General features: G+C 62.5%; 20 protein-coding genes. 12 read left to right on the top strand and 8 right to left on the bottom strand.

Annotated elements, in window-relative coordinates; translation table 11 throughout:
* The first annotated feature begins 32 nt into the window (after nucleotides 1–32).
* Both trmB and GO014_RS08490 read left to right on the top strand, forming a co-directional pair.
* Nucleotides 33–743: a tRNA (guanosine(46)-N7)-methyltransferase TrmB gene (trmB, locus tag GO014_RS08495; protein WP_157289970.1), complete on the top strand. Its 711-nt coding sequence runs from the start codon at nucleotides 33–35 to the stop codon at nucleotides 741–743.
* 96 nt (nucleotides 744–839) lie between these two features.
* A complete protein-coding gene (locus GO014_RS08490; protein ID WP_116587700.1) occupies nucleotides 840–1208 on the top strand; it encodes a winged helix-turn-helix transcriptional regulator in 369 nt (122 codons plus the stop codon).
* Between the two features lie 55 nt (nucleotides 1209–1263).
* Here the strand turns inward: GO014_RS08490 and GO014_RS08485 are convergent, their stop codons facing one another.
* Nucleotides 1264–1530: a PepSY domain-containing protein gene (locus tag GO014_RS08485; protein ID WP_157289969.1), complete on the bottom strand. Its 267-nt coding sequence runs from the start codon at nucleotides 1528–1530 to the stop codon at nucleotides 1264–1266.
* A 245-nt stretch (nucleotides 1531–1775) separates the two neighbouring features.
* Here GO014_RS08485 and GO014_RS08480 point away from each other — a divergent pair, with 245 nt between their 5' ends.
* From GO014_RS08480 to infB, 5 genes are all read left to right on the top strand, one after another.
* Entirely contained in the window at nucleotides 1776–2441 is a 666-nt protein-coding gene (locus GO014_RS08480; protein WP_157289968.1) for a ferredoxin reductase domain-containing protein, read from the top strand.
* A 125-nt stretch (nucleotides 2442–2566) separates the two neighbouring features.
* Entirely contained in the window at nucleotides 2567–3220 is a 654-nt protein-coding gene (gene rimP / locus GO014_RS08475) for a ribosome maturation factor RimP (protein ID WP_116587703.1), read from the top strand.
* A gap of 1 nt (nucleotide 3221) precedes the next feature.
* Nucleotides 3222–4823 carry a transcription termination factor NusA gene (gene nusA / locus GO014_RS08470; RefSeq protein ID WP_157289967.1) on the top strand — a complete coding sequence of 534 codons (1602 nt, stop codon included), beginning with the start codon at nucleotides 3222–3224 and terminating at the stop codon, nucleotides 4821–4823.
* A 45-nt stretch (nucleotides 4824–4868) separates the two neighbouring features.
* Nucleotides 4869–5540, top strand: coding sequence for an RNA-binding protein (locus GO014_RS08465; protein WP_157289966.1), 672 nt, complete (start codon nucleotides 4869–4871; stop codon nucleotides 5538–5540).
* A gap of 5 nt (nucleotides 5541–5545) precedes the next feature.
* Complete coding sequence (gene infB / locus GO014_RS08460; RefSeq protein WP_157289965.1) at nucleotides 5546–8311, top strand: translation initiation factor IF-2; 2766 nt, start codon at nucleotides 5546–5548, stop codon at nucleotides 8309–8311.
* A gap of 122 nt (nucleotides 8312–8433) precedes the next feature.
* On the opposite strand, the gene GO014_RS08455 is transcribed toward infB, so the two are convergent.
* The 3 genes from GO014_RS08455 to pnp all read right to left on the bottom strand — a co-directional run bounded on the left by GO014_RS08455 (nucleotide 8434) and on the right by pnp (nucleotide 12436).
* The gene (locus tag GO014_RS08455) at nucleotides 8434–9198 is read right to left on the bottom strand and encodes a Stf0 family sulfotransferase (protein ID WP_157289964.1); all 765 of its coding nucleotides are present in this window, start codon (nucleotides 9196–9198) and stop codon (nucleotides 8434–8436) included.
* A gap of 186 nt (nucleotides 9199–9384) precedes the next feature.
* A complete protein-coding gene (locus tag GO014_RS08450) occupies nucleotides 9385–10083 on the bottom strand; it encodes a L,D-transpeptidase (RefSeq protein ID WP_116587708.1) in 699 nt (232 codons plus the stop codon).
* 217 nt (nucleotides 10084–10300) lie between these two features.
* Nucleotides 10301–12436, bottom strand: a complete 2136-nt coding sequence (pnp, locus tag GO014_RS08445; protein WP_157289963.1) for a polyribonucleotide nucleotidyltransferase — start codon at nucleotides 12434–12436, stop codon at nucleotides 10301–10303.
* Nucleotides 12437–12507: 71 nt separating this feature from the next.
* Between pnp and GO014_RS19740 the strand changes: the two genes are divergently transcribed.
* Complete coding sequence (locus GO014_RS19740) at nucleotides 12508–12633, top strand: hypothetical protein (protein ID WP_484482001.1); 126 nt, start codon at nucleotides 12508–12510, stop codon at nucleotides 12631–12633.
* Nucleotides 12634–12745: 112 nt separating this feature from the next.
* Here GO014_RS19740 and rpsO read toward each other — a convergent pair whose 3' ends face one another.
* The 3 genes from rpsO to GO014_RS08430 form a co-directional block, all read right to left on the bottom strand.
* Complete coding sequence (rpsO, locus tag GO014_RS08440; protein WP_425482069.1) at nucleotides 12746–13114, bottom strand: 30S ribosomal protein S15; 369 nt, start codon at nucleotides 13112–13114, stop codon at nucleotides 12746–12748.
* A gap of 101 nt (nucleotides 13115–13215) precedes the next feature.
* Nucleotides 13216–14922 (bottom strand): sensor histidine kinase, encoded by a 1707-nt coding sequence (locus tag GO014_RS08435; RefSeq protein ID WP_157289962.1) that lies wholly within the window; start codon nucleotides 14920–14922, stop codon nucleotides 13216–13218.
* Nucleotides 14923–14972: 50 nt separating this feature from the next.
* Nucleotides 14973–15167, bottom strand: coding sequence for a hypothetical protein (locus GO014_RS08430; protein ID WP_157289961.1), 195 nt, complete (start codon nucleotides 15165–15167; stop codon nucleotides 14973–14975).
* Between the two features lie 94 nt (nucleotides 15168–15261).
* Here GO014_RS08430 and miaB point away from each other — a divergent pair, with 94 nt between their 5' ends.
* The 4 genes from miaB (at nucleotide 15262) to GO014_RS08410 (ending at nucleotide 19464) form a co-directional block, all read left to right on the top strand.
* Nucleotides 15262–16671 (top strand): tRNA (N6-isopentenyl adenosine(37)-C2)-methylthiotransferase MiaB, encoded by a 1410-nt coding sequence (miaB, locus tag GO014_RS08425; RefSeq protein WP_157289960.1) that lies wholly within the window; start codon nucleotides 15262–15264, stop codon nucleotides 16669–16671.
* Nucleotides 16672–16796: 125 nt separating this feature from the next.
* Nucleotides 16797–17858, top strand: coding sequence for a PhoH family protein (locus tag GO014_RS08420; RefSeq protein WP_246204526.1), 1062 nt, complete (start codon nucleotides 16797–16799; stop codon nucleotides 17856–17858).
* A gap of 11 nt (nucleotides 17859–17869) precedes the next feature.
* A complete protein-coding gene (ybeY, locus tag GO014_RS08415; RefSeq protein ID WP_116587715.1) occupies nucleotides 17870–18346 on the top strand; it encodes an rRNA maturation RNase YbeY in 477 nt (158 codons plus the stop codon).
* A gap of 197 nt (nucleotides 18347–18543) precedes the next feature.
* The gene (locus GO014_RS08410; RefSeq protein WP_157289958.1) at nucleotides 18544–19464 is read left to right on the top strand and encodes a hemolysin family protein; all 921 of its coding nucleotides are present in this window, start codon (nucleotides 18544–18546) and stop codon (nucleotides 19462–19464) included.
* A 105-nt stretch (nucleotides 19465–19569) separates the two neighbouring features.
* On the opposite strand, the gene GO014_RS08405 is transcribed toward GO014_RS08410, so the two are convergent.
* Nucleotides 19570–21222: an MBL fold metallo-hydrolase RNA specificity domain-containing protein gene (locus GO014_RS08405; RefSeq protein WP_157289957.1), complete on the bottom strand. Its 1653-nt coding sequence runs from the start codon at nucleotides 21220–21222 to the stop codon at nucleotides 19570–19572.
* Nucleotides 21223–21238 lie beyond the last annotated feature (16 nt).

Here is a 21238-nt window from a genome sequence, read left to right as displayed (position 1 = left end):
AGGAGGCCCTTTTCTTGTTTCTCTGAGCCCCGATGACCGATCACGAACTGCCCAAGACCCGCTCCGGCGAACCGCGCGCCTTTTTTGGCCGCCGCTCTGGCAAGAAGCTACATGGCGGGCAAAAGGCGCAGGTCGCCGAAATATTGCCCCGTTTTGAAATCGCGCTGGCCAAACAGCTCGATCCGCGCGCCCTGTTTCCAGAGGCTGATCGGATCGCTATCGAGATCGGCTATGGCGGGGGCGAGCATCTGGCCCGCAAGGCCGTCGAACAGCCCGGCACCGGTTTTATCGGCTGCGAGGTTTTTACCGGCGGCATCGGCAAGATGGTGCAGGCCATCGACTCCAATGATCTCGAAAATGTGCGCCTCTTTACCGATGACGCGCTCAAGCTGCTGATGGCCCTGCCCGAGGCCTCGGTGGATGAGGTCTATCTGCTCTACCCCGATCCCTGGCCCAAGACCCGCCATCACAAACGGCGCTTTGTCTCACCCACCACGCTCGAACAGCTGGCCCGGGTGATCCGGCCCGGTGGTGTCTTTAATTTTGCCACCGATATCGAGGACTATGCCAATTGGACCCTGGCCCATATCCTGCGCCAGCCCTTGTTCATCTTCACCCCCCAGGCCCCGGGAAGCTGGCACACGCCCTATCCCGGCTGGCAGCCCACCCGCTACGAGAAAAAAGCCAGGCGCGAGGGGCGCATGCGCTCGTTCTATTTCAGTTTCCCGCGCCAGGCGGTGTAACCGGCGGGCAACCCGGATCGGCTTTATGGCTTGCCAGCTCTGGACCTTGGCGTGTCACAAACCATATCGGGTGCGCAAGCGTCACGGAGTTGAGCAATGTCCGATCCCCAAGACCCCGCCACAGCCGACGCGGACCTGCTGGTCGTGCGGCCGGGCAAGTGGACGCTGGTGGTGATCGTGCAACTGCGTGAGGGAACAAAGCGGTTCAACGAGTTGCGCCGCAATATGGGTGGGGTGCCGCAAAAATCGCTCAGCGTCACTCTGCGCGAGCTGGAGCGGGACGGCTTTGTCACCCGCAAGGCCTATGCGACCATTCCGCCACGAGTGGAATATGACCTCACCGATCTCGGGCGCGAATTGCTGCGCCTGGCCGATGATTTCAAGCGCTTTGCCCAGCGCAACCGCCATGCGGTGGAACAGGCGCGGCGCCTGTTCGACGCCGCCGATAGCCGCGCATCCCTTTGAATGCTGCGGCCTGCGGGCGCCGCCAGAGATTGGCGGCGCCGGCCTCTGCGATCAATCAGAGATTGACCACATCGAGGGTGACCGGGGTCAGATAGACCAGGGTCTGCTTGCCGTTTGCATCGGTTACCGAGGCGACGATATAGTCGCCCCATTCCTCCACCGCGCTGGCATTGATGCCCTTGTCCTGCACCTGGGTCAGCACATAGGCTGCATCGAAGTCGTTGTCCGAGGTCTCGGTCAACGATGTGCCGGCCATGGCGGGGGCGGCGACACCGGCAAGGGCGGCGACGGTGACGAGGGCGATTACACTGTTCTTGATCATGACAGGATGATCCTTTCTGTTGTGAACGAACAGGAAATGCGCACCCGGCCCGGCCCCCACAAGCAGCCGATTACCTGTTTTTTGCACTTGAATTCGTCGCGCGCCGTCCGAAGGTTTGCTCAAGGAAATCAAGGGCTTTGAGGGAAACTCGGTATCCTCGGGGAAACCGGGTGCCAACCCTGATACTCCCTCATGCAACCTCTGGCGCGCCCGGCAATTGTGAAGGGAAAGGAGACCTCGGAAAAATGGAAACCAGCGTCCGCATTCTCGATACCATCCCGGTCACCCACAACGTCCGGCATTATCGCCTCGAACGGCCCAAAGGGTACGATTTTACGCCGGGTCAGGCGACCGAAGTCAGCATCGACCGCGACGACTGGCGTGACAGGAAGCGCCCGTTCACCTTCACCTGCCTGCCCGATGCAGACACGCTTGAATTCACCATCAAGAGCTATTTCGACCATACCGGGGTGACCAATGAACTCTGGTCCTTGGGCGCAGGGGATCACCTGATCTTGCGCGATGTCTGGGGCACCATACAATATAAGGGGCCGGGCACCTTCATTGCCGGCGGCGCCGGGGTCACCCCTTTCATCGCCATCCTGCGCCATCTCAACGCCACCGGAAAGCTCGCCGGCAATCGTCTGATCGCCTCCCACCGCACCGAACAGGATATCATCCTGCGCGATGAGTTCGAGGCCATGGAGGGGCTCGATGTGCTCTGGACGCTGACCGAGGATCCCAAATCGTCCCTTCTGCAGGAGCGGATCGATGCCGGGTTCCTTGAAAACCATGTCCCTGACCTTAACCAGAATTTCTACCTCTGCGGCCCCGATCCCATGGTCAAGGATCTGCGCGGCCTGCTCGACGAAGCCGGTGCCGATGTGGGCAATGTGACCTGGGAGAAGTAATGCGCCCCGCACCTTGCCTTTCGGCTTCTTGAGGTCTATATGAGGGCCAACATCATTGCTCTCTGTTCGAGGGTGGGTGCCCTGACCGGCCCCCGCTCTTTTTGTTTATCTGCGGGCGGTGTGCCATGCGTGCACGGCCGCCCAGACTGGACGATACCCAATTGGCTTTCGATCTGACCGAAAAGCGCTACATCAAGGAAACGGGCCTGGAAGCCCGTGTCTCCCGCATTGTCGAGCCGGTAGCCAATGATCTGGGCTTTGCGCTGGTCCGGGTGAAGATCACCCCGGAAAACGGCTGCACACTGCAGATCATGGCCGAGGATGAGAACGGGCGCTTCAACATCAATGACTGCGAGGCGCTCTCCAGGGACCTCTCGCCGGTGCTGGACGTGGAAGACCCGATCGACCGCGAATATCACCTCGAAGTGTCCTCGCCCGGTATCGATCGGCCGCTGGTGCGTAAGCGCGACTATGAGCGCTTCATTGGCCACGAAGCCAAGGTCGAGCTCATGGACATGATCAATGGCCGCAAGCGCTTCCGCGGCGAAATCGGCCCGGTCGATGATGATGGCGTCACCATCATCCTGCCCGATGCACCAGGGGGCACCGACCCCAACCACAAGCTGGCATTCTCGACCATTGCCGAGGCCAAGCTGGTGATGACCGACAAGCTTATGGATATGGCCCGCGCCGACCAGGAGCTGCACCCTATCGACGACGACGAGACCGAGACGGTCGAGTACGCCGACACTGAAGAAGTCTCTGAGGAGAAGAACTGAAATGGCCGTTAGCGCGAATCGCCTTGAGCTGTTGCAGATTGCCGATGCGGTCGCCCGCGAAAAATCCATCGACCGCATGGTCGTGATCGAGGCGATGCAGGATGCCATGGAAAAGGCCGCCAAGGGCCGCTATGGCGCCGAGACCGAGATCAAGGTCGAGATCAATCCGCGCTCCGGCGAGACCCGCATGTGGCGCCTGCTCGAAATCGTCGACGAGGTCGAGGAGCCGTCCCGCCAGGTCACGCTCAAATTCGCCCAGGTCAAGAACCCGACCGCCAAGGTTGGTGACTTCCTCACCGAGCCGCTCCCGCCCATGGAATTCGGCCGCATCGCCGCGCAGTCGGCCAAGCAGGTCATCGTGCAGAAAGTGCGCGATGCCGAGCGCGACCGGATGTTCGAGGAATATACCAATCGCGTCGGCGAAGTGGTCAATGGCTCGGTCAAGCGCGTCGAATACGGCAATGTGATCGTCGATCTGGGGCGCGGCGAAGCCATTATCCGTCGCGACGAATTGATCCCGCGCGAAATGTTCCGCTATGGCGACCGCGTCCGCGCCTATATCTACGACGTGCGCCGCGAACAGCGCGGCCCGCAGATTTTCCTTTCGCGCACCCATCCCCAGTTCATGGCCAAGCTGTTCATGCAGGAAGTGCCGGAAATCTATGATGGCGTCATCACCATCCGCTCGATTGCCCGTGACCCGGGTTCGCGCGCCAAGATTGCCGTGACCTCCAATGACAGTTCGATCGATCCGGTCGGCGCTTGCGTGGGTATGCGCGGCTCCCGCGTGCAGGCGGTTGTCGCCGAACTGCAGGGCGAAAAGATCGACATCATTCCCTGGACCGATTCGATTGCCGATCTGGTGGTATCCGCGCTGCAACCGGCCGAAGTGGCCAAGGTGGTGCTCGACGAGCAGGCCGAGCGCATCGAGGTTGTGGTGCCTGACGAACAGCTCTCCCTGGCCATTGGCCGGCGCGGTCAGAATGTGCGCCTGGCCTCCCAGCTCATTGGCTGGGATATCGACATCCTGACCGAGCAGGAAGAAAGCGAGCGGCGCCAGAAGGAATTCACCGAACGCTCGACCCTGTTCATGCAGGCCCTTGACGTTGACGAGATGGTTGCCCAACTACTGGCTTCCGAAGGCTTCTCCTCGGTCGAGGAGCTGGCCTATATCGAGCCTGAGGAAATCGCTTCGATTGAAGGGTTTGACGAGGAAACCGCCTCTGAGATCCAGAACCGCGCCGCCGAATATCTGGCCGAGATCGAGGCGAAATTCGACGCCGAGCGCAAGGCGCTGGGTGTCGAGGATGAACTTTACGAGATCGCCGGTCTCAATGCTGCCATGCTGGTGGCCTTGGGTCAGGAAGAGATCAAGACGATCGAGGACTTCGCTGGCTGTGCCGCCGACGACCTGATCGGCTGGACCGAACGCAAGGATGGTGAAACCAAGCGCTTTGAAGGCACCTTCAAGGACTTCCCCGTGTCGCGGGAGGAAGCCGAGGACATGATCATGCAGGCCCGCGTCAGGGCCGGCTGGATCACCGAAGAAGACCTCGCTGTCGAAGGTGACGGCGACGGCTATTCTCAGGAGGCGGCGGTCTAACGACCGCCCCTTTGGGAGCACCCGGCCTTGGCCCGGAGCGCAAAAATGGTTAGAACCTGTGCCTTGACCCGGGCAGAAATGCCGGTCGAGGCGCTGGTGCGTTTTGTTCTCAGCCCCGACGGGGAGATCGTGCCCGATGTCGAGGCGCGCGCCGAAGGTCGTGGCGTGTGGATCACGCTGTCGCATGCGGCAGTGGCCGAAGCAGTCAGAAAAAAGGCCTTCTCACGCAGCCTCAAGGCGCAGGTCAGCGTGGCCGACGATCTGGCCGATCTGACCCGGCTGCGGCTTGAACAACGTTTGCTTTCGGCTCTGGGCATGGCCCGCAAGGCCGGCCAGTTCGTCACCGGTGCAACCAAGGTCAAGGGCGTTTTGCAATCGGGTGAAGCCGTTGCGCTGCTGACCGCCAGCGATGCCGCCGAGGATGGCCGCAACAAAATGCTGGGGACCCTCAGGGCCCTCAACCATGCGAAGCGCGAGGCCGGATTGACCGGTCCGGACGTGCCGCATTTCGAATCGCTCTCAAGTGCGCAAATGGGTTTGGCACTTGGGCTCGAAAATGTGATACATGCTGCCCTCACAAGAGGGGCGGCAGCCCAATCGGCGGTGGACAAGGCCAATAGACTGGCCCGCTACATCGCCCCAGCGCTGGAAGAACACACCGACCGCATCACGGCGTCCGGTGTGCTTTTGCCCGCGGAACAGGACGAAAGACGATAGGTAGTATGGCTGATAACGACGACAAGCGTTCCGACGACACTGGCGCCAAGAAGACTCTGACCCTCAAGGGTGGCGCCGGGCTGGGCAATCGCCCCGGCGGGACGTCGCGTGGGCCTTCGCGCTCGACCGTGGTCGTGGAAAAACGCACGCGCATTGTGCCAAAGCCCGCTGGTGGCGCCCCCCAGGGCAGTGGCCGTTCGAGCCCGCCCGGCGGTCGCCCTCAGGGCCGGCCGATGCAGCAGCAGAATCGCGCGCCCCTTGGGCTGAGCGCGGCTGAGGCGGAAGCCCGCCGCCAGGCGCTTGCCATGGCCGGTGCCCGTCAGGCCGAGGACAAGGAGCGCTTCGCTGCCGAAGAAGCGCGCCGCATCGAAGAAGACAATCGCCGCCGGCAGATCCGTGAGGAAGCGGCGCGCGCTGAAGAAGAGCGCCGCCAGGCCGAAGAGGCGCGCCGCGCCGAAGAGGCCGCCGCCTCGGCGCGTCCCGAGCCCGAGCAGCCGCGCGAGGAATTCGTGCCGGCCAGCCAGCGCAATCCAGGCCCCTCCACGGTCCGCACCGTGGCCGGCCGTCCTGGTCAGCCACCGCGTCCGCAGCGCACCGAACGCCCGGCCGGTCGCCCCGGTGAAGGTGAGCGTGGTGCCCGTCCGGCAGGTGAACGCCGTCCCGCAGGGACTGGCGCTGCCCGCCCTGGCGGGGCGCGTCCAGCCGGTGCCGGCATGGCGCCCATCGGCAATGTGCCCCCGGCGCCGCCCAGCGAGGCCGATGGCCGCCGCACCCGCACCGGTGCGCCCCAGCAGCGTCCGACCACCCAGGCAGAGATTGAAAATGCCCGCCGCGCCTCGCGCGCCCAGCCCGAGCGCCCGTCGCGCCGCGGGGCAGGCGACAATTCCTCGCGTGGCCGTTTGACAGTTGCCAGCGCCACCACCGAAAATGATCGCGATCGCGGTCCGTCGCTGGCCGCCATGCGCCGTCGCCGTGACAAGAAGATGGGCCGCAACCAGCAGGATGCGCCCAAGCTCAGCCGCGAGGTCATCATCCCCGAGGCCATCACCGTTGGTGAACTCGCCAACCGTATGGCCGAACGCTCCGTCACCGTCATCAAGATGCTGATGCAGCAGGGTGAAATGGCCAAGATCACCGACGTGATCGACGCTGATACCGCCGAGCTGATCGCCACCGAACTGGGCCACACCGTCAAGCGCGTGTCCGAAGCTGACGTCGAGGAAGGTCTGTTCGACCTGCCCTCCGACGACAAGGCTGAAGATCTGGCCAACCGTGCCCCGGTCGTCACCATCATGGGTCACGTCGACCACGGCAAGACCAGCCTGCTCGACGCCATCCGCGAAGCCAATGTGGTTTCGGGCGAGGCCGGCGGCATCACCCAGCATATCGGCGCCTATCAGGTCGACAAGAACGGCAACAAGGTCACCTTCCTCGACACCCCGGGCCACGAGGCATTCACCGCCATGCGTGCCCGCGGCGCCCAGGCGACCGATATTGCGGTTCTGGTGGTGGCAGCCGATGACGGCGTCATGCCCCAGACCATCGAATCCATCAAGCACGCCAAGGCGGCCGGGGTTCCGATCATCGTGGCCATCAACAAGATGGACAAGCCCGAAGCCAATCCGCAGCGCGTCCGCACCGAACTGCTGCAGCACGAAGTGTTCGTTGAATCCATGGGCGGCGATGTGCTGGACGTGGAAGTCTCGGCCAAGTCCGGCGAGGGTCTCGACAAGCTGCTCGAAACCATCCTGCTGCAGGCTGAAGTGCTGGAGCTCAAGGCGCCCCATGACGGTCGCGCCGAGGGTCTGGTCATCGAAGCCAAGCTCGATCGCGGCCGTGGTGCCGTGGCCACTGTGCTGATCCAGCGCGGCATGCTCAAGGTTGGCGACATTGTCGTGGCCGGCACAGAAATGGCCCGTGTCCGCGCGCTGATCAACGACAAGGGCGAGCAGGTCAAGGAAGCAGGCCCCTCCGTTCCGGTGGAAGTGCTCGGCTTCAACGGGGTTCCCAGCGCCGGCGACCGCTTCTCTGTGGTCGAAAGCGAGGCCCGCGCCCGCGAAGTCACCGAATATCGCCAGCGCGCCATTCGCGAAAAGACCGCCGGTGGCGGCGCCACCAGCCTCGAGCAGATGATGAATCAGCTCAAGGCTTCGGGCATCGCCAAGTTCCCGCTCATCATCAAGGGTGACGTGCAGGGCTCGGTCGAAGCCATCGTGGCAAGCCTGGACAAGCTGGGCACCGAAGAAGTGTCGGCGCAGATCCTGCATCAGGGTGTAGGCGGTATCACCGAATCCGACGTGACCCTGGCCACGGCCTCCAAGGCGGTCATCATCGCGTTCAACGTGCGTGCCAACAAGCAGGCCCAGGAACTGGCCAGCCGCGAAGGCATCGAAATCCGCTATTACAACATCATCTACGACCTGGTGGATGACGTGAAGAGCGCCATGTCGGGTCTGCTTTCGCCCGAACGCCGCGAGACCTTCATCGGCTATGCCAAGATCCTGGAAGTCTTCCAGATCACCAAGGTTGGCAAGGTCGCCGGCTGTCAGGTCACCGAGGGCATCGTCGAACGCGGCGCCGGCGTGCGTCTGCTGCGCGACGACGTGGTCATCCACGAAGGCAAGCTCAAGACGCTCAAGCGCTTCAAGGATGAGGTCAAGGACGTCCAGACCGGCCAGGAATGCGGCATGGCCTTCGAGAACTACGAAGACATCCGTCAGGGCGACGTCATCGAATGCTTCCGCGTCGAGACCGTCCAGCGCACGCTGTAGGGCTTTCGTCAGTCGAGAAATTGACAGGGGCGCGGAGCAATCCGCGCCCCTGTTTCATGCTGGGCCAGTTTGAGCGGTCCCTGGCACAGTTCTGGTGAAAGCACAGTGGGGAAGCTTTGCAGCTAGCGGGCGCCTCGCTCTGTCTCGAACCGCTCCGCCCACACCCGGCTAGTTGCGTCGGCCATCTTTGCGGTCGGTACGGCGATGGATTTGGCAGCGTCCTGGCTAAGGCCAAGTCGGCCAAAAATTTCCATCAAGGCGCGCTGTGGTCCTGCGGTGAGCCCTTCATAAGTAAGCCGTAGCGGTGCAATCCCATGCGCCGCAAAGAACGCTTCCCAGGCGCGGCCATCCTCTTCCAGCTCTGCCAGTACAGTCGAAATCCTGTTCCTGTCATAGACTGGGTCGGGTCGCTCCTCGGCTCCTTCCAGCACGCTGCCGTCGGCATTGAGATGCCAGAGTCCGGTTTGCTCGGCTCGAACCAGCGATATCGCCTGACCGAGTTTGTCGTCGCGCGAAATGTACACGTAAAGCAGTGGCCCAAATGCTGCCCGGAAAAGTGTCGGCAGATCACTGGTCACAGCCAAAGCCCGCTCCATCCGTCGCCCCGCATCTTTGAGGCTGCGGTACATGATGCGCAATCCGCATATCCCGGTCCCCGCCGAAGCCGCTTCACGCATGGCGGCCAGATAGGCGCGATCAAAAGATGGGCCGCCAGTGCCTTCGCTTAGGGACACACCCCACTGCCCCGCCCACCACGTAATGTCGACCTCTCGAAAGTATGAGTTTGGCCGACCGGCTATGCCACTGCGATAAAGCATTTCGCAGAGGAGTGTAGTGCCCGAACGCGGCGTGCCACAGATGAGATAGGCGCTGTGATTTTCGGTCATGCAAGCCTCGGCGGTGGTCGACCAAATCATGCACAACCTGCAAAGCGGGGGAAGTCTCGCCATCTGTACGCAAGGCGCAAAATCCAAAAGGCCCGCCTCCATCTCTGGAAAGCGGGCCTTGGTGTTGCCGGAAGCGGGTGACTACGGTGGGGGTCCGCCGCCGGCAATTCTTGAAACTGGGGCCGCTCACACCACGGGGGTGAAACCCGGCGTGGCGATCGGACCGGTGCCGGCTGGCGCATTGATCACGGTCACGCGGGCGCCGACCGGCACACGCGCGTAGAGATCGATAATGTCCTGGTTCATCAGCCGGATGCAGCCCGAAGAGACATTGGTGCCGATGGTATAGGGCTCGATGGTGCCGTGGATGCGGAACAAGGTGTCGCGGCCATTCTTGTACAGATACAGCGCACGCGGCCCCAACGGGTTCTCCGGGCCGGGCTCCATGCCATTGGCATAAGGGCCATAGCGGTCGGGCTCACGGGCAATCATCGATTTGGTCGGCGTCCAGCGCGGCCATTGCGCCTTGCGGCCAATCGTGGCCTCGCCGCGGAACACCAGGGCCTCGTCCTTGCCCACACCGATGCCGTAGCGCAGGGCGCGGTTGTTTTCCAACACGAGATAGAGGTAGTGCGCCGGGGTATCGACCACCAGCGTGCCGGGCCGCTCTGAGGTGTAATAGGGCACTTCCTGACGCCACCATTTGGGGTCGACGCGGCGCAGATCCATGGCGGCCACCATATAGGGCTCGCCCATCACTGGACCATACATGCGCTGGTAATAGGGGTCGATCACCGGCTCCTGCACCACAGGCTGGCGGGTGGTGGAACAGGCCGAAAGGGCAGTGGCCGAAAGGCCGAGCAGGAACAGGCGGCGGGAAATCAAAACAACTACCTCGGAGCAGACGGGGACAAGCGGACGTCATGCGCGTCACGCTTATGAGTAACGCTTGATGGCCTTAACGTGGCGCCAATACGGCAGTTCCTCGCCGCAATGTGATGGGAGCTTCACATGTTGCAGGAATACCACGACATCGTTGGGCCAAAAGAAAAGGCCGGGCATAGGCCCGGCCTTTCCGCAATTCGTTTGCTGGAAGCGTCCCTTACTCGGCCGCGTCTTCCTTGGCGATTTCCTTGCCGGTCTCCTGGTCGACGACCTTCATCGACAGGCGCACCTTGCCGCGCTCGTCAAAGCCGAGCAGCTTGACCCAGACCTTGTCGCCTTCCTTGACCACATCGGTGGTCTTGGCCACGCGCTGGTCGGCGAGCTGGGAGATGTGCACCAGGCCGTCCTTGGCGCCGAAGAAGTTCACGAAGGCGCCGAAATCAGCGGTCTTGACGACCGTACCCTGATAGATGGCGTTGACTTCGGGCTCATCGGTGATCGACTTGATCCACTTGATGGCCGCTTCGATCTGCGACCCGTCCGAGGACGAGACCTTCACGGTGCCGTCGTCCTCGATATTGATCTTGGCGCCGGTCTTTTCCACGATCTCGCGGATCACCTTGCCGCCGGTGCCAATCACTTCACGGATCTTGTCGGTCGGGATCTTGAGGGTCTCGATGCGTGGGGCGAACTCGCCCACTTCACCGCGGCTCTCGGCCAGGGCCTTGGCCATTTCACCCAGGATGTGGATGCGGCCTTCCTTGGCCTGGGCCAGGGCGATCTTCATGATCTCTTCGGTGATACCGGCGATCTTGATGTCCATCTGCAGCGAGGTGACGCCTTCTTCGGTGCCAGCCACCTTGAAGTCCATGTCGCCCAAATGATCTTCGTCACCCAGGATATCGCTGAGCACGGCGTATTTCTCGCCTTCCAGGATCAGGCCCATGGCAATGCCGGCCACCGGGCGCTTCATCGGCACGCCGGCATCCATCAGCGCCAGCGAGGTGCCACACACGGTTGCCATCGAGCTGGAGCCGTTGGACTCGGTGATTTCCGAGACGACGCGCAGCGTATAGGGGAATTCCTCGATCGAGGGGCGGATCGGATTGATGGCGCGCCAGGCGAGCTTCCCGTGACCGATTTCGCGGCGGCCGGGCGAACCCATGCGGCCAGCTTCACCGACCGAATAGGGCGGGAAGTTGTAGTGCAGCAGGAAGTTCTGCTTGTAGGTGCCTTCCAGGCTGTCGATGAACTGTTCGTCATCGGCAGTGCCCAGCGTGGCAACGACCAGCGCCTGTGTTTCGCCACGGGTAAAGATCGCCGACCCATGGGTGCGCGGCAGCACGCCCACTTCCGACACGATCGGGCGAACCGTGGTCAGGTCGCGGCCATCAATGCGCAGGCCCGTATCCAGCACGTTCCAGCGCACGACCTTGGCCTGCAGCGACTTGAACACCGCGCCAATGGTCTCGGCGGCATACGTGCCGTCTTCGATCTGGGCGGCGAACTTTTCCTTGACCTTGGCCTTGGCGGCGTCGACGGCCGCGTAGCGCTCTTCCTTCTTGGTCAGCTTGTAGGCGTCGCGCAATTCGGTCTCGATGAAACCGAGCATTTCGGCTTCCAGCGCCGAATGGTCTTCGGGTTCGAAATCGCGGGCGTCCTTGGCGGCCAGTTCGGCCAGCTGGATGATGGCGTCGATCACCTTGCGGCTCTCGGCATGACCGAACATCACGGCGCCCAGCATCACCTCTTCGGAAAGCTCATGGGCTTCCGATTCAACCATCAGCACGGCGTCGGCTGTGCCGGCCATGACCAGGTCGAGCTTTGAGTCCGAGCGGCGGTCGACTGGCAGGTTGAGCACATATTCGCCGTCCACGTAACCGACGCGGGCTGCGCCGATCGGGCCCATGAAGGGCACACCTGAAATGGTCAGCGCAGCCGAAGCCGCGACCATGGCCAGCACGTCCGGATTGTTTTCCAGATCATGCTGCAGGACGGTGATGACCACCTGGGTCTCGTTCTTGTAGCCATCGGGGAACAGCGGGCGGATCGGGCGGTCGATCAGACGGCTGGTCAGCGTCTCGTTTTCGGTCGGCCGGCCTTCGCGCTTGAAATAGCCACCCGGGATCTTGCCGGCGGCGAAGTACTTTTCCTGGTAGTTCACGGTCAGCGGGAAGAAGTCGATGCCCGCCTTGGGCGACTTGGCGCTGACAACGGTGGCGAGCACGACGGTTTCGCCCAGGGTGGCGAGCACGGCGCCATCGGCCTGGCGGGCCATCTTGCCGGTTTCGAGCGTCAGAGGCTGCCCGCCCCAGTTGAGCTCAACCTTGTGGTGATCAAACTTGATCGACATTTCTGTATCGTCTTTCCATTCTGCCGGAGCGCGGGAACGCGGAACTGGGCAAGACCCCACGAACGCTGCCGGTGTGCCCGCACCGATGTCGCACCCCATGTGCGCCACCGGCTCAAAATCAGGCACGGTTTCATCCCTGGCGCGGACAGAACATGGACAAGACAATGAGCTTCTCCAGCAGCGGAAGAAGCCGATAATCCTGCCATGCCCCGGCGGCGCCGGCCCATGGCGCCAGATGCAAACATCCGGCATGCCCTGCAAAAAGGGCAAACCGGCGCGGAAGGCCACTTCCGCGCCGGTCAGTCGTTTCTAGCGACGCAGGCCGAGCTTTTCGATCAGCGTCTTGTAACGGTTCTCGTCGATCCGCTTGAGATAGTCGAGCAGCGAGCGACGGGTCGAAACCAGCTTGAGCAGACCACGACGGGAATGGTTATCCTTGTTGTGGCCCTTGAAGTGCTCGGTCAGGTTCGAGATACGCTCGGACAGGATCGCAACCTGGACCTCCGGCGAACCGGTATCATTGGCCTTGGTGGCGTATTCCTGAATGAGCTGGGTCTTGCGTTCAGCAGTAATCGACATCGGGCATATCCTTTCAAAATAACAGGATGTTGGTCGCCCCAGCCGGGATGTCGTCCAGGAGGGGCCGTGTTCATGCAGGGCCCGGGCCGCAAAGCCCAAGGTTCCGGCTGGCGCTGCTATAGGGCAATCAGGGGTCAAAAGCCAGAATTTATTGGCGCATGCCCGCGGCGTCACCCCGGCCGGCCAGTCGGCACCCCGTTTCAGCCGGTCGGGGCCGGCTCGTCGGGCCGCTCGGCCGCAAAATCGGGGTCCAGCGCACTCAGCGGCACCTCAAAGATCCACTCGACGCCATCGTGGTGGATTTCGCGCTCCACCTGTGCCCCCAGGGCGCCGCCCACCATGGTGCGCAACACCACGGTGCCAAAGCCCGTGCCCTCGCCCAGCACCAGTTCCCGGCCCAGATACTCACGCCAGCGCATGCTCAGCGTCTCGCCATTGGTCTTCCAGTGTAGTTCGAGCCGGCCATCGGGCTCGGTAAAGGCACCATGGCGCGTGGCATTGGTGGCCAGCTCATGCAGCGCCATGCCCAGGATCTGCGCGCCCTGCGGATTGATCCTGATATCGGGCCCTTCGAGCGTGAGCCGGCTCGCCTCGGGCGGCCGGAACGGCGCCAATTGCTGGTTGGCCAAATCGGACAGCATCACCCCGGCCCGGCCATGAGCCAGCAGCAGATCGGTGGACCGTGCCAGCCCCATGATGCGCCGCTCCAGCGCGGCCACATAGCTCGGAATATCGCTTGCCCCGCGCGCGGTCTGCTTGGCCATGGCCGCTATCACCGCCATCTGGTTCTTGGAGCGATGCGCCAATTCGCGCATCAAAAAGCGGATATCCCGGTCCGCCGTCTGGCGCTGTTCGGACGCCGTGGCCAGCGCCTGCGAGACCTCGGCAATTTCGGCGATTGGATAGCTGCGCGGATAGACCGCCTCGCCCCGGCCCAGACGTGCCGCATCAAGCCGCAGCCCCTGCACTGAACCGCCGATACGCCGGGCAATCAATGCGGCGACGCCCGACGCCAGCATTGCAATCATCACGCCCCAGAAACCAAGCTGAAGGATTGAATCCTGCAAGGGTTTTTGCACCTGTGCGGCCGAGGCCCAGGCGATAATGCGCCAACCGGTATAGCTCGAGCGCCACTCTGCGGTGACCACGCGCTCATCATTCCATTGTTCCTGGGCCCAGCCGCCTTCGGGCACATCGACCAGATTCTGGCGAATAGGCAGGATGGAGCCGATTTCCAGTCCCGATTCCGCCGTCGAGGCAATCACCGCATTATTGGTATCCACCAGCGCCGCGTGCCATCCCTCTGGCATCTGCCGCGATTGCAGGGCTGGCACCAGATTGCGCGCATTCTGCGTCATGGTCACCAGCCGCACCGGTTCGACGTCACTGACCGGCAGCCAGACATTGAACACATAGGTTTGCGCGATCTGGCCGAAAAACAGCGGGGAAATGGTCGCCACCCCGCGCTCGATGGCCCTTTGCGCCGTTTCGGGGTCGGAGGTCGCGCCGAGGTCGGTTCCATACTCGACCCGCGTATTGAGCAATTGAGCAAACCTGTCATCGACCGCAATCAGATAGGAGCCCGTGCCGGCCAGGGCGCTCAGGGCCCGGTCGTGAAAGCCCTCCAGATCGCCCTGTTCCAGGGTCTGGCTGGTTGAAAGCACGCGCAGCGTTGTCGCCATGCCGTTGACTTCGCGATCAATCGATTGGCCCATGGCCTGAACGGTCGTATTGGTCAGCGCGGCCAGAACCCGCTGTTGCGCATCATGGGTGCTGTTGAGCAGCACCAGCGCCGCGACCAACGCCGGGATCAGGATCGCCAGCACCAGTGCAATCAGATAGACCGCTATTGGCCATCCGCGTCCTTGCGCTTCCAATGCGCCCTTGTGGACGTATCTGTCCGTCATCAGCCCCAGCTTTCCTTGCCTGCGTCGCAGTTCTAGCTGCGTCGGGTTACTCAATACTTGGCGCTTGCATCGCTGGCTGGAAAACTCTCGTCCACCGCCTCGTCGGTCTCGTCCCAGTCTCCGGGTTTGTCGGCCATGTTCTCGGGTCCGGCATTGCGCACCTGCACCGGTGAAGCCGAGGGTCCGGGCTTTTGCCCGTCGCGCAGGGCGGCGGCATCCTCGGACCTATGCGTGTCGTCAGCCATTTCTTTGCCTTCCTCTGAACTCGTACAACACGCGAAATACACGCGGGTTGCAGGGGCATGGCATCTCCATTGCGGCTCTGGTAAACAGCGCGCCATGAGCGAGATTGAAACCATGCCCCAGAACGCGTCCAAGCGCGTCTTCATCAAGACCTATGGCTGTCAGATGAATGTCTATGACAGCGACCGCATGGCCGATGCCCTGGCCCCGCACGGCTATATGCCGACCCAGGAAATCGGCGAGGCCGATCTGGTACTGCTCAACACCTGCCATATTCGCGAAAAGGCCAGCGAGAAGGTGTTTTCCGAGCTGGGCCGCCTCAAGGAATTGCAGGGCGAAAAGCGCGCGGCCGGTGGTGACATGATGATCGGCGTCGCCGGTTGCGTGGCGCAGGCCGAGGGCGAGGAGATCGCCCGCCGCGCCCCGGTCGTCGATCTGGTCTTCGGTCCCCAGGCCTATCACCGCCTGCCCGACATGCTGGCCCAGGCGCAAAGCCAGCGCCATATGCATCCGGCACTTAAAAAAGCCGTGATCGACACCGATTTCCCCGAAGAAGACAAGTTCACGCACCTGCCTGCGGCCAGGAAAGAAGCCACCATTGCCCGCGGGCTAACGGCCTTCCTGACCGTGCAGGAAGGGTGCGACAAGTTCTGTTCCTTCTGTGTCGTCCCCTATACCCGCGGCGCCGAAGTCAGCCGCCCGGTGTCCCAGGTACTCGAGGAGGCGCGGCGCCTGGTCGACGCGGGTGTGAAGGAAATCACCCTTCTGGGGCAGAATGTGAACGCCTATCATGGCACGGACGCCGCCGGCCGCGATATCGGCTTGGGCGAGTTGTGCTATCTGCTGGCCGAGATTACCGGGCTCGAGCGCCTGCGCTACACCACCAGCCATCCCCGCGACATGGATGACGGCCTGATCGCCGCCCATCGCGACCTGCCGCTTCTGATGCCTTATCTGCATCTGCCCGTGCAGTCGGGTTCGGACCGCATCTTGAAGGCAATGAACCGCAAGCACACCGCAGCCGAATATCTTTCCCTGATCGAGCGCATCAAGGCCGCCCGTCCCGACATGGCGCTCTCGGGCGATTTCATCGTCGGCTTCCCCGGCGAAACGGACTCCGATTTTGAGGACACGCTGAGCATTATCCGCGAAACCGGCTATGCCTCGGCCTATTCCTTCAAATATTCCACCCGCCCCGGCACGCCGGGCGCCAATCTGGGCCACCAGGTGCCCGAAGAGATCAAGACCGAGCGGCTCTACCGCCTGCAGGAACTGGTTAATCAGCAGACCACCGCATTCCACGCCTCTATGGTCGGCAAGACCCTGCCGGTGCTGGTCGAGCGGGTTGGTCGCTTGCCCGGCCAGGTGGGCGGACGCTCTCCCTATCTGCAGGCCGTACATCTGGAAGGCGCCACCGATTTGATCGGCGCCATCCACCAGGTCGAAATCATCGGCACCAGCACCAATTCGCTGGTGGGGCGGCTGGTTCGGGCCTCTGCTGCCTAGAAACTGCGGTGCGCAGTCACAATATTGCTACAGACAACGCACCCAAATCAGCCTAGCCTCGTTTTAGTCAGGGCGACGCGCTCCGCGGCGCCCCTTTCGGGAGCCGAGAAAGTTTGAGCAGGCACTTGCCACCCACAGCCGATAACGCCCTCGCATCGCAACTCGAACTCGCCTTTGAAGACAATCGCCTGGCTGCCCAGCTTTATGGCGATTTCGACCAGAACCTCGCCTTGATCGAACAGCGTCTGACCGTGTCGGCAACCCCGCGCGGCAATCATGTTCTGCTCAAGGGCGCAGCTTCCAGGGTCGATCAGGCGCGCCGGGTGCTCGAATCGCTCTATGCCGGCCTCGAAGAGGGCCGCAGCATGGATATCGCCGATGTCGATGCGGTCATTCGCATGATCGAGACCGAGGACAGCCAGTTGACGCTGCCGACGCTGGAGCGCAGGGGCAAGGTGCGCATGGCCCAGATCGCCACGCGCAAATCCACCATTGTCGCGCGCACCCCCGCCCAGGACGCCTATATGCGCGCCATGGAACGCTCGGAGCTGGTCTTTGGCACCGGCCCCGCCGGTACCGGCAAGACCTATCTGGCCGTGGCCCATGCCGCCTCGCTGCTCGAACGCGGCGATATCAACCGCATCATCCTTTCCCGTCCAGCTGTCGAAGCTGGCGAGCGCCTGGGGTTCCTGCCCGGCGACATGAAGGAAAAGGTCGACCCCTATCTGCGGCCTCTCTACGATGCGCTTTACGACATGATGAAGCCCGAAAATGTCGAGCGCTGCATCACCTCGGGCATCATCGAAGTCGCCCCGCTCGCCTTCATGCGCGGCCGGACCCTGTCCAATGCCGTGGTTATTCTTGACGAGGCGCAGAACACCACCTCGATGCAGATGAAGATGTTCCTCACCCGTCTGGGCGAGAACTCCAAGATGATCGTCACCGGCGACCCCTCACAGGTCGATCTGCCGCGCGGCGAGAAATCGGGTCTGGTGGAAGCGGTCAAGCTGCTCGACGGCGTGGAAGGGGTGCATGTCTCCCGCTTCGGCGACAAGGACGTGGTGCGCCACGCGCTTGTCGGGCGCATCGTTCGGGCCTACGAGGCAGACACCGCGCGCCGCCTTGCCGAAAAGGACGGGGACCGAGAAGGTCTGGCGCGGACACTGGGCGCGGTGCCCCGGAGCTGAACCCCTAGCCTATGACCGCATCGCCACCGCTCGAAATCGCCGTCATCCGCAATGCGGATGGCTGGCCCGATCATTTTGATGCCATCGCCGAAAAGGCGGTGCTGGCAGCCCTTGCCGGTGCCAGACCGAAAATAAAGGGTGCCGCCGAGATATCGGTCCTGCTCACCGATGACGCCGAGCAACGTGAGCTCAACGCCCAGTGGCGCGGAAAGGACAGCGCCACCAATGTGTTGAGCTTCCCCCAGATCGAACCTTTTGCGCCCGTCATCGGCCTTTTGGGGGACATAACCCTGGCGCGTGAAACCCTCGAGCACGAGGCGGCCGATCTGGGCAAGAGCCTGGAAGATCACTTCACCCACCTTATGGTGCATGGATTTCTGCATATTTTAGGGTATGATCATATTGATGAGGCCGAGGCCCTTCAAATGGAGGGGCTGGAAACCCAGATATTGGCGGGGCTTGGGATCGATGATCCCTACGCCGAATAATTTCTGCCAGGAACCCCGGGTCGTCTGGGGCATTTCCGGTCTCATAGGACAGTCAATTAGCCGCTCTGTGCGGCGCGAGATGAATGAACGATAGCGACAGTAGGGCCCTACGGGTGGCCGAAAACCCCGAACCTCCTTCTAGTCCCGCCCCCGCCGCGTCGCGGGGGCCGAGCCTGTGGAGCCGTATCAAGGGCCTGATGGCCCGGACCACGGTTTCGCTGCGCGACGACCTGCAGGAAGCCCTCGACGATACCGGCGGCACCGAAACCGGCGACTTCTCGGAAAGCGAGCGGCTGATCCTGCAAAATGTCCTCAAACTCTCCAAGGTGTCGATCGACGACGTCATGGTGGAGCGCTCGGACATTCAGGCAGTCCCGTCAGATATCAATCTGGGCGCGTTGCTTGCCCGCTTCCGTCAGGTCGGCCATTCGCGCCTGCCGGTCTATGAGGACGGGCTCGACAATATTGTCGGCTTCATCCACATCAAGGACGCCCTGCGCAAAATCACCGAACCGGTGACCGATCCGGAAAAGGATGTGCCGGTCAAACTGCTTTCGACCGCCCTTCGCCAGAAAATCGGCAAGCTGGGCATTTTGCGCAAGGCCATGTTCGTACCCACTTTCATGCCGGCGGCCGACCTCCTGCAATCCATGCGCGCCAGCCGCACCCATATGGCCATCGTGGTCGATGAATATGGTGGCACTGACGGGCTGGTGACCATTGAAGACCTGCTCGAAGCAGTGGTGGGCGAGATCGAGGACGAACACGACGTCACCGAAGCCGCACTGATCCGCAAGGTTGGTGAGGATGTCTTTGTCGCCAATGCCCGCGCCGAGCTCGAAGACGTGCAGGCCATGATTGGCCCCGACTTCGATCCTGGCGATCATGCCGAGGATGTCGATACCATTGGTGGCCTGGTTTTCGATCTGGCCGGCCATGTGCCCAAGCGGGGCGAGCGGATCAACGGCATCAAGGGTTTCGAGTTCGAAGTCCTTGCCGCCGATAGCCGACGCGTCAAGCGCCTGCGCATTCACCGCAAGCGCGACCAGATCGTGGCCGTCGAACCCCTGGCCATCACCGACCAGCGCTCCGTCCTCGAAAAGCAGGCAGCGGAGTAAACCAAATAGCCTCCTGCCGGTTTGCTTCTGGTGCGAGGAAGGTTTCAATCAGTCGTGCAATAAGCGCAATCAAGGGCTTCCTTAGGAGGCGGGGGCATTGAGGCGTCATGCCCCCGCCGTTTCGACCGGGGTGATGGGCGTGGGCCGGCCTTTGGGGCTGGGGTCGGCGCCCTGCGCGGAGAGTTCGGCCTGCAGGGCCTGCATCAAGGCGAGCTTGTCCGCATCGGGCAAGGCATGCAGGCGCTGGCTGAGGCGGATGGTGAAATCGGAGAAGGCATTGTGCCAGTCCGACGGCATCTGCTTGAGATCCACCCGCCGCTCCGCCGGCGCCCTGGCCGCGCGAATGCCGGCGGCTGTCAGTTCGAAGAAATCGTCGAGCTGAGGCAAAACCACCTGGTCGCCGCTGAGCTTTCCGGCCGCTATCAGGGCGTCGCGCAGCGCATTGCGCTCCTCGTCCTCGCCATGGGTCAGGAACAGGGCACCATGGGCGGGCAAGCGGCTCTGGATCCAGTCCATTAGTTCGGAGTGATCGGCATGGGCCGAATAATTGCCCATCGACCTTATGGTGGCCCGCACCGGGATCACCGAGCCATGGATACGCACTTCTCTGGCTCCCGAAAGAATGATCTGCCCCAGCGTGCCGGGCGCCTGATAGCCGACAAACAGCACCGTCGCATTGGCGCGGATCAGATTGTTGCGCAGGTGATGCTTGATGCGCCCGGCATCGGCCATGCCGGAGGCCGACATGATGATGGCGCCGCCCTTGATGGCGTTGAGCCCCTTGGAATCCTCGACCGCCTCGATGATCCGAAAGCGTTCGTCGTTGAACAGCTCATCGGCGCTGAGCTCGGTGTCCTCGAACATTTTCGCGTATTTGCGGTAGACCCCGGTGACCTTGCTGGCGAGGGGGCTGTCCAGGGCCACCAGTTGCGGATCGATCTCCCCCATTTTGATCAGCGTGCCGATATCGTGCAGCAATTCCTGGCTGCGTTCGACGGCAAAGGTGGGAATGATCAGATTGCCGCCGCGCTTGAGCGCGTCCTGGATTTCTGCCTTGAGGGTCTCGCGGCGTTCTTCGAGCGTATATCCCACGCGGTCGCGACCGCCATAGGTGCTTTCGCACAGAATATAGTCAAAGCCAGAAGGGCCTTCGGGTTCGGTATAGAACACTTTCTCGTCGGGCCCGATATCGCCTGAGAACATCAGCCGCACCGGCTTGCCGTCGCTGTCCTTGACCTCTACTTCGACGGAAGCGGAGCCGATGATGTGCCCCGCATTCCAGTAGCGTGCCCGCACGCCGGGGCCAGGTTCGACCCATTGATCATAGTCGCAGATCTCGCGGTGCTTTAACGCCTCCTCGGCATCGGCCATGGTGTAGAGCGGCTTGACCGGTTCATCGCCACGACGCGAACGCTTGCGCGTTTCCCGTTCCGCCTCGCTCTCCTGGATACCGGCACCATCGGGCAACAGATATTCCAGCAGGCCTGCCGTCGGGCCGGTCATCCACATCGGCCCGCGCCAACCCTCGCCATAGAGCTTGGGCAGAAGTCCGGCGTGATCGATATGGGCATGGGTCAGAAGCAGAAAGTCGATGGATTTGGGGTCGAAGGGCGTCGGCTTGAGATTGAGTTCGCGCACGCTCTTATTGCCTTGGAACAGGCCGCAATCGACCAGAAACTGCCCGCCCGGATGCACCACGCGATAGCATGAGCCGGTGACAGTGCCCGCCGCGCCATGAAAGTGAAGGGTGACAGTCATGGCCAGACTCCTCATT

Source organism: Devosia marina, from assembly GCF_009758415.1.
In the GTDB taxonomy this organism is placed as follows: domain Bacteria; phylum Pseudomonadota; class Alphaproteobacteria; order Rhizobiales; family Devosiaceae; genus Devosia; species Devosia marina.
The sequence above is the reverse complement of the archived record's forward strand: the minus strand, read 5'-3'. Positions and strand labels throughout refer to the sequence as shown.

Excerpts from the sequence above, each read along its gene's own strand:
- trmB (WP_157289970.1), top strand. The coding sequence starts at position 33 with ATGACCGATCACGAACTGCCCAAGACCCGCTCCGGCGAACCGCGCGCC.
- GO014_RS08490 (WP_116587700.1), top strand. The coding sequence starts at position 840 with ATGTCCGATCCCCAAGACCCCGCCACAGCCGACGCGGACCTGCTGGTC.
- GO014_RS08485 (WP_157289969.1), bottom strand. The coding sequence starts at position 1,530 with ATGATCAAGAACAGTGTAATCGCCCTCGTCACCGTCGCCGCCCTTGCC.
- GO014_RS08480 (WP_157289968.1), top strand. The coding sequence starts at position 1,776 with ATGGAAACCAGCGTCCGCATTCTCGATACCATCCCGGTCACCCACAAC.
- rimP (WP_116587703.1), top strand. The coding sequence starts at position 2,567 with ATGCGTGCACGGCCGCCCAGACTGGACGATACCCAATTGGCTTTCGAT.
- nusA (WP_157289967.1), top strand. The coding sequence starts at position 3,222 with ATGGCCGTTAGCGCGAATCGCCTTGAGCTGTTGCAGATTGCCGATGCG.
- GO014_RS08465 (WP_157289966.1), top strand. The coding sequence starts at position 4,869 with ATGGTTAGAACCTGTGCCTTGACCCGGGCAGAAATGCCGGTCGAGGCG.
- infB (WP_157289965.1), top strand. The coding sequence starts at position 5,546 with ATGGCTGATAACGACGACAAGCGTTCCGACGACACTGGCGCCAAGAAG.
- GO014_RS08455 (WP_157289964.1), bottom strand. The coding sequence starts at position 9,198 with ATGACCGAAAATCACAGCGCCTATCTCATCTGTGGCACGCCGCGTTCG.
- pnp (WP_157289963.1), bottom strand. The coding sequence starts at position 12,436 with ATGTCGATCAAGTTTGATCACCACAAGGTTGAGCTCAACTGGGGCGGG.
- GO014_RS08435 (WP_157289962.1), bottom strand. The coding sequence starts at position 14,922 with ATGACGGACAGATACGTCCACAAGGGCGCATTGGAAGCGCAAGGACGC.
- GO014_RS08430 (WP_157289961.1), bottom strand. The coding sequence starts at position 15,167 with ATGGCTGACGACACGCATAGGTCCGAGGATGCCGCCGCCCTGCGCGAC.
- miaB (WP_157289960.1), top strand. The coding sequence starts at position 15,262 with ATGAGCGAGATTGAAACCATGCCCCAGAACGCGTCCAAGCGCGTCTTC.
- ybeY (WP_116587715.1), top strand. The coding sequence starts at position 17,870 with ATGACCGCATCGCCACCGCTCGAAATCGCCGTCATCCGCAATGCGGAT.
- GO014_RS08410 (WP_157289958.1), top strand. The coding sequence starts at position 18,544 with ATGGCCCGGACCACGGTTTCGCTGCGCGACGACCTGCAGGAAGCCCTC.
- GO014_RS08405 (WP_157289957.1), bottom strand. The coding sequence starts at position 21,222 with ATGACTGTCACCCTTCACTTTCATGGCGCGGCGGGCACTGTCACCGGC.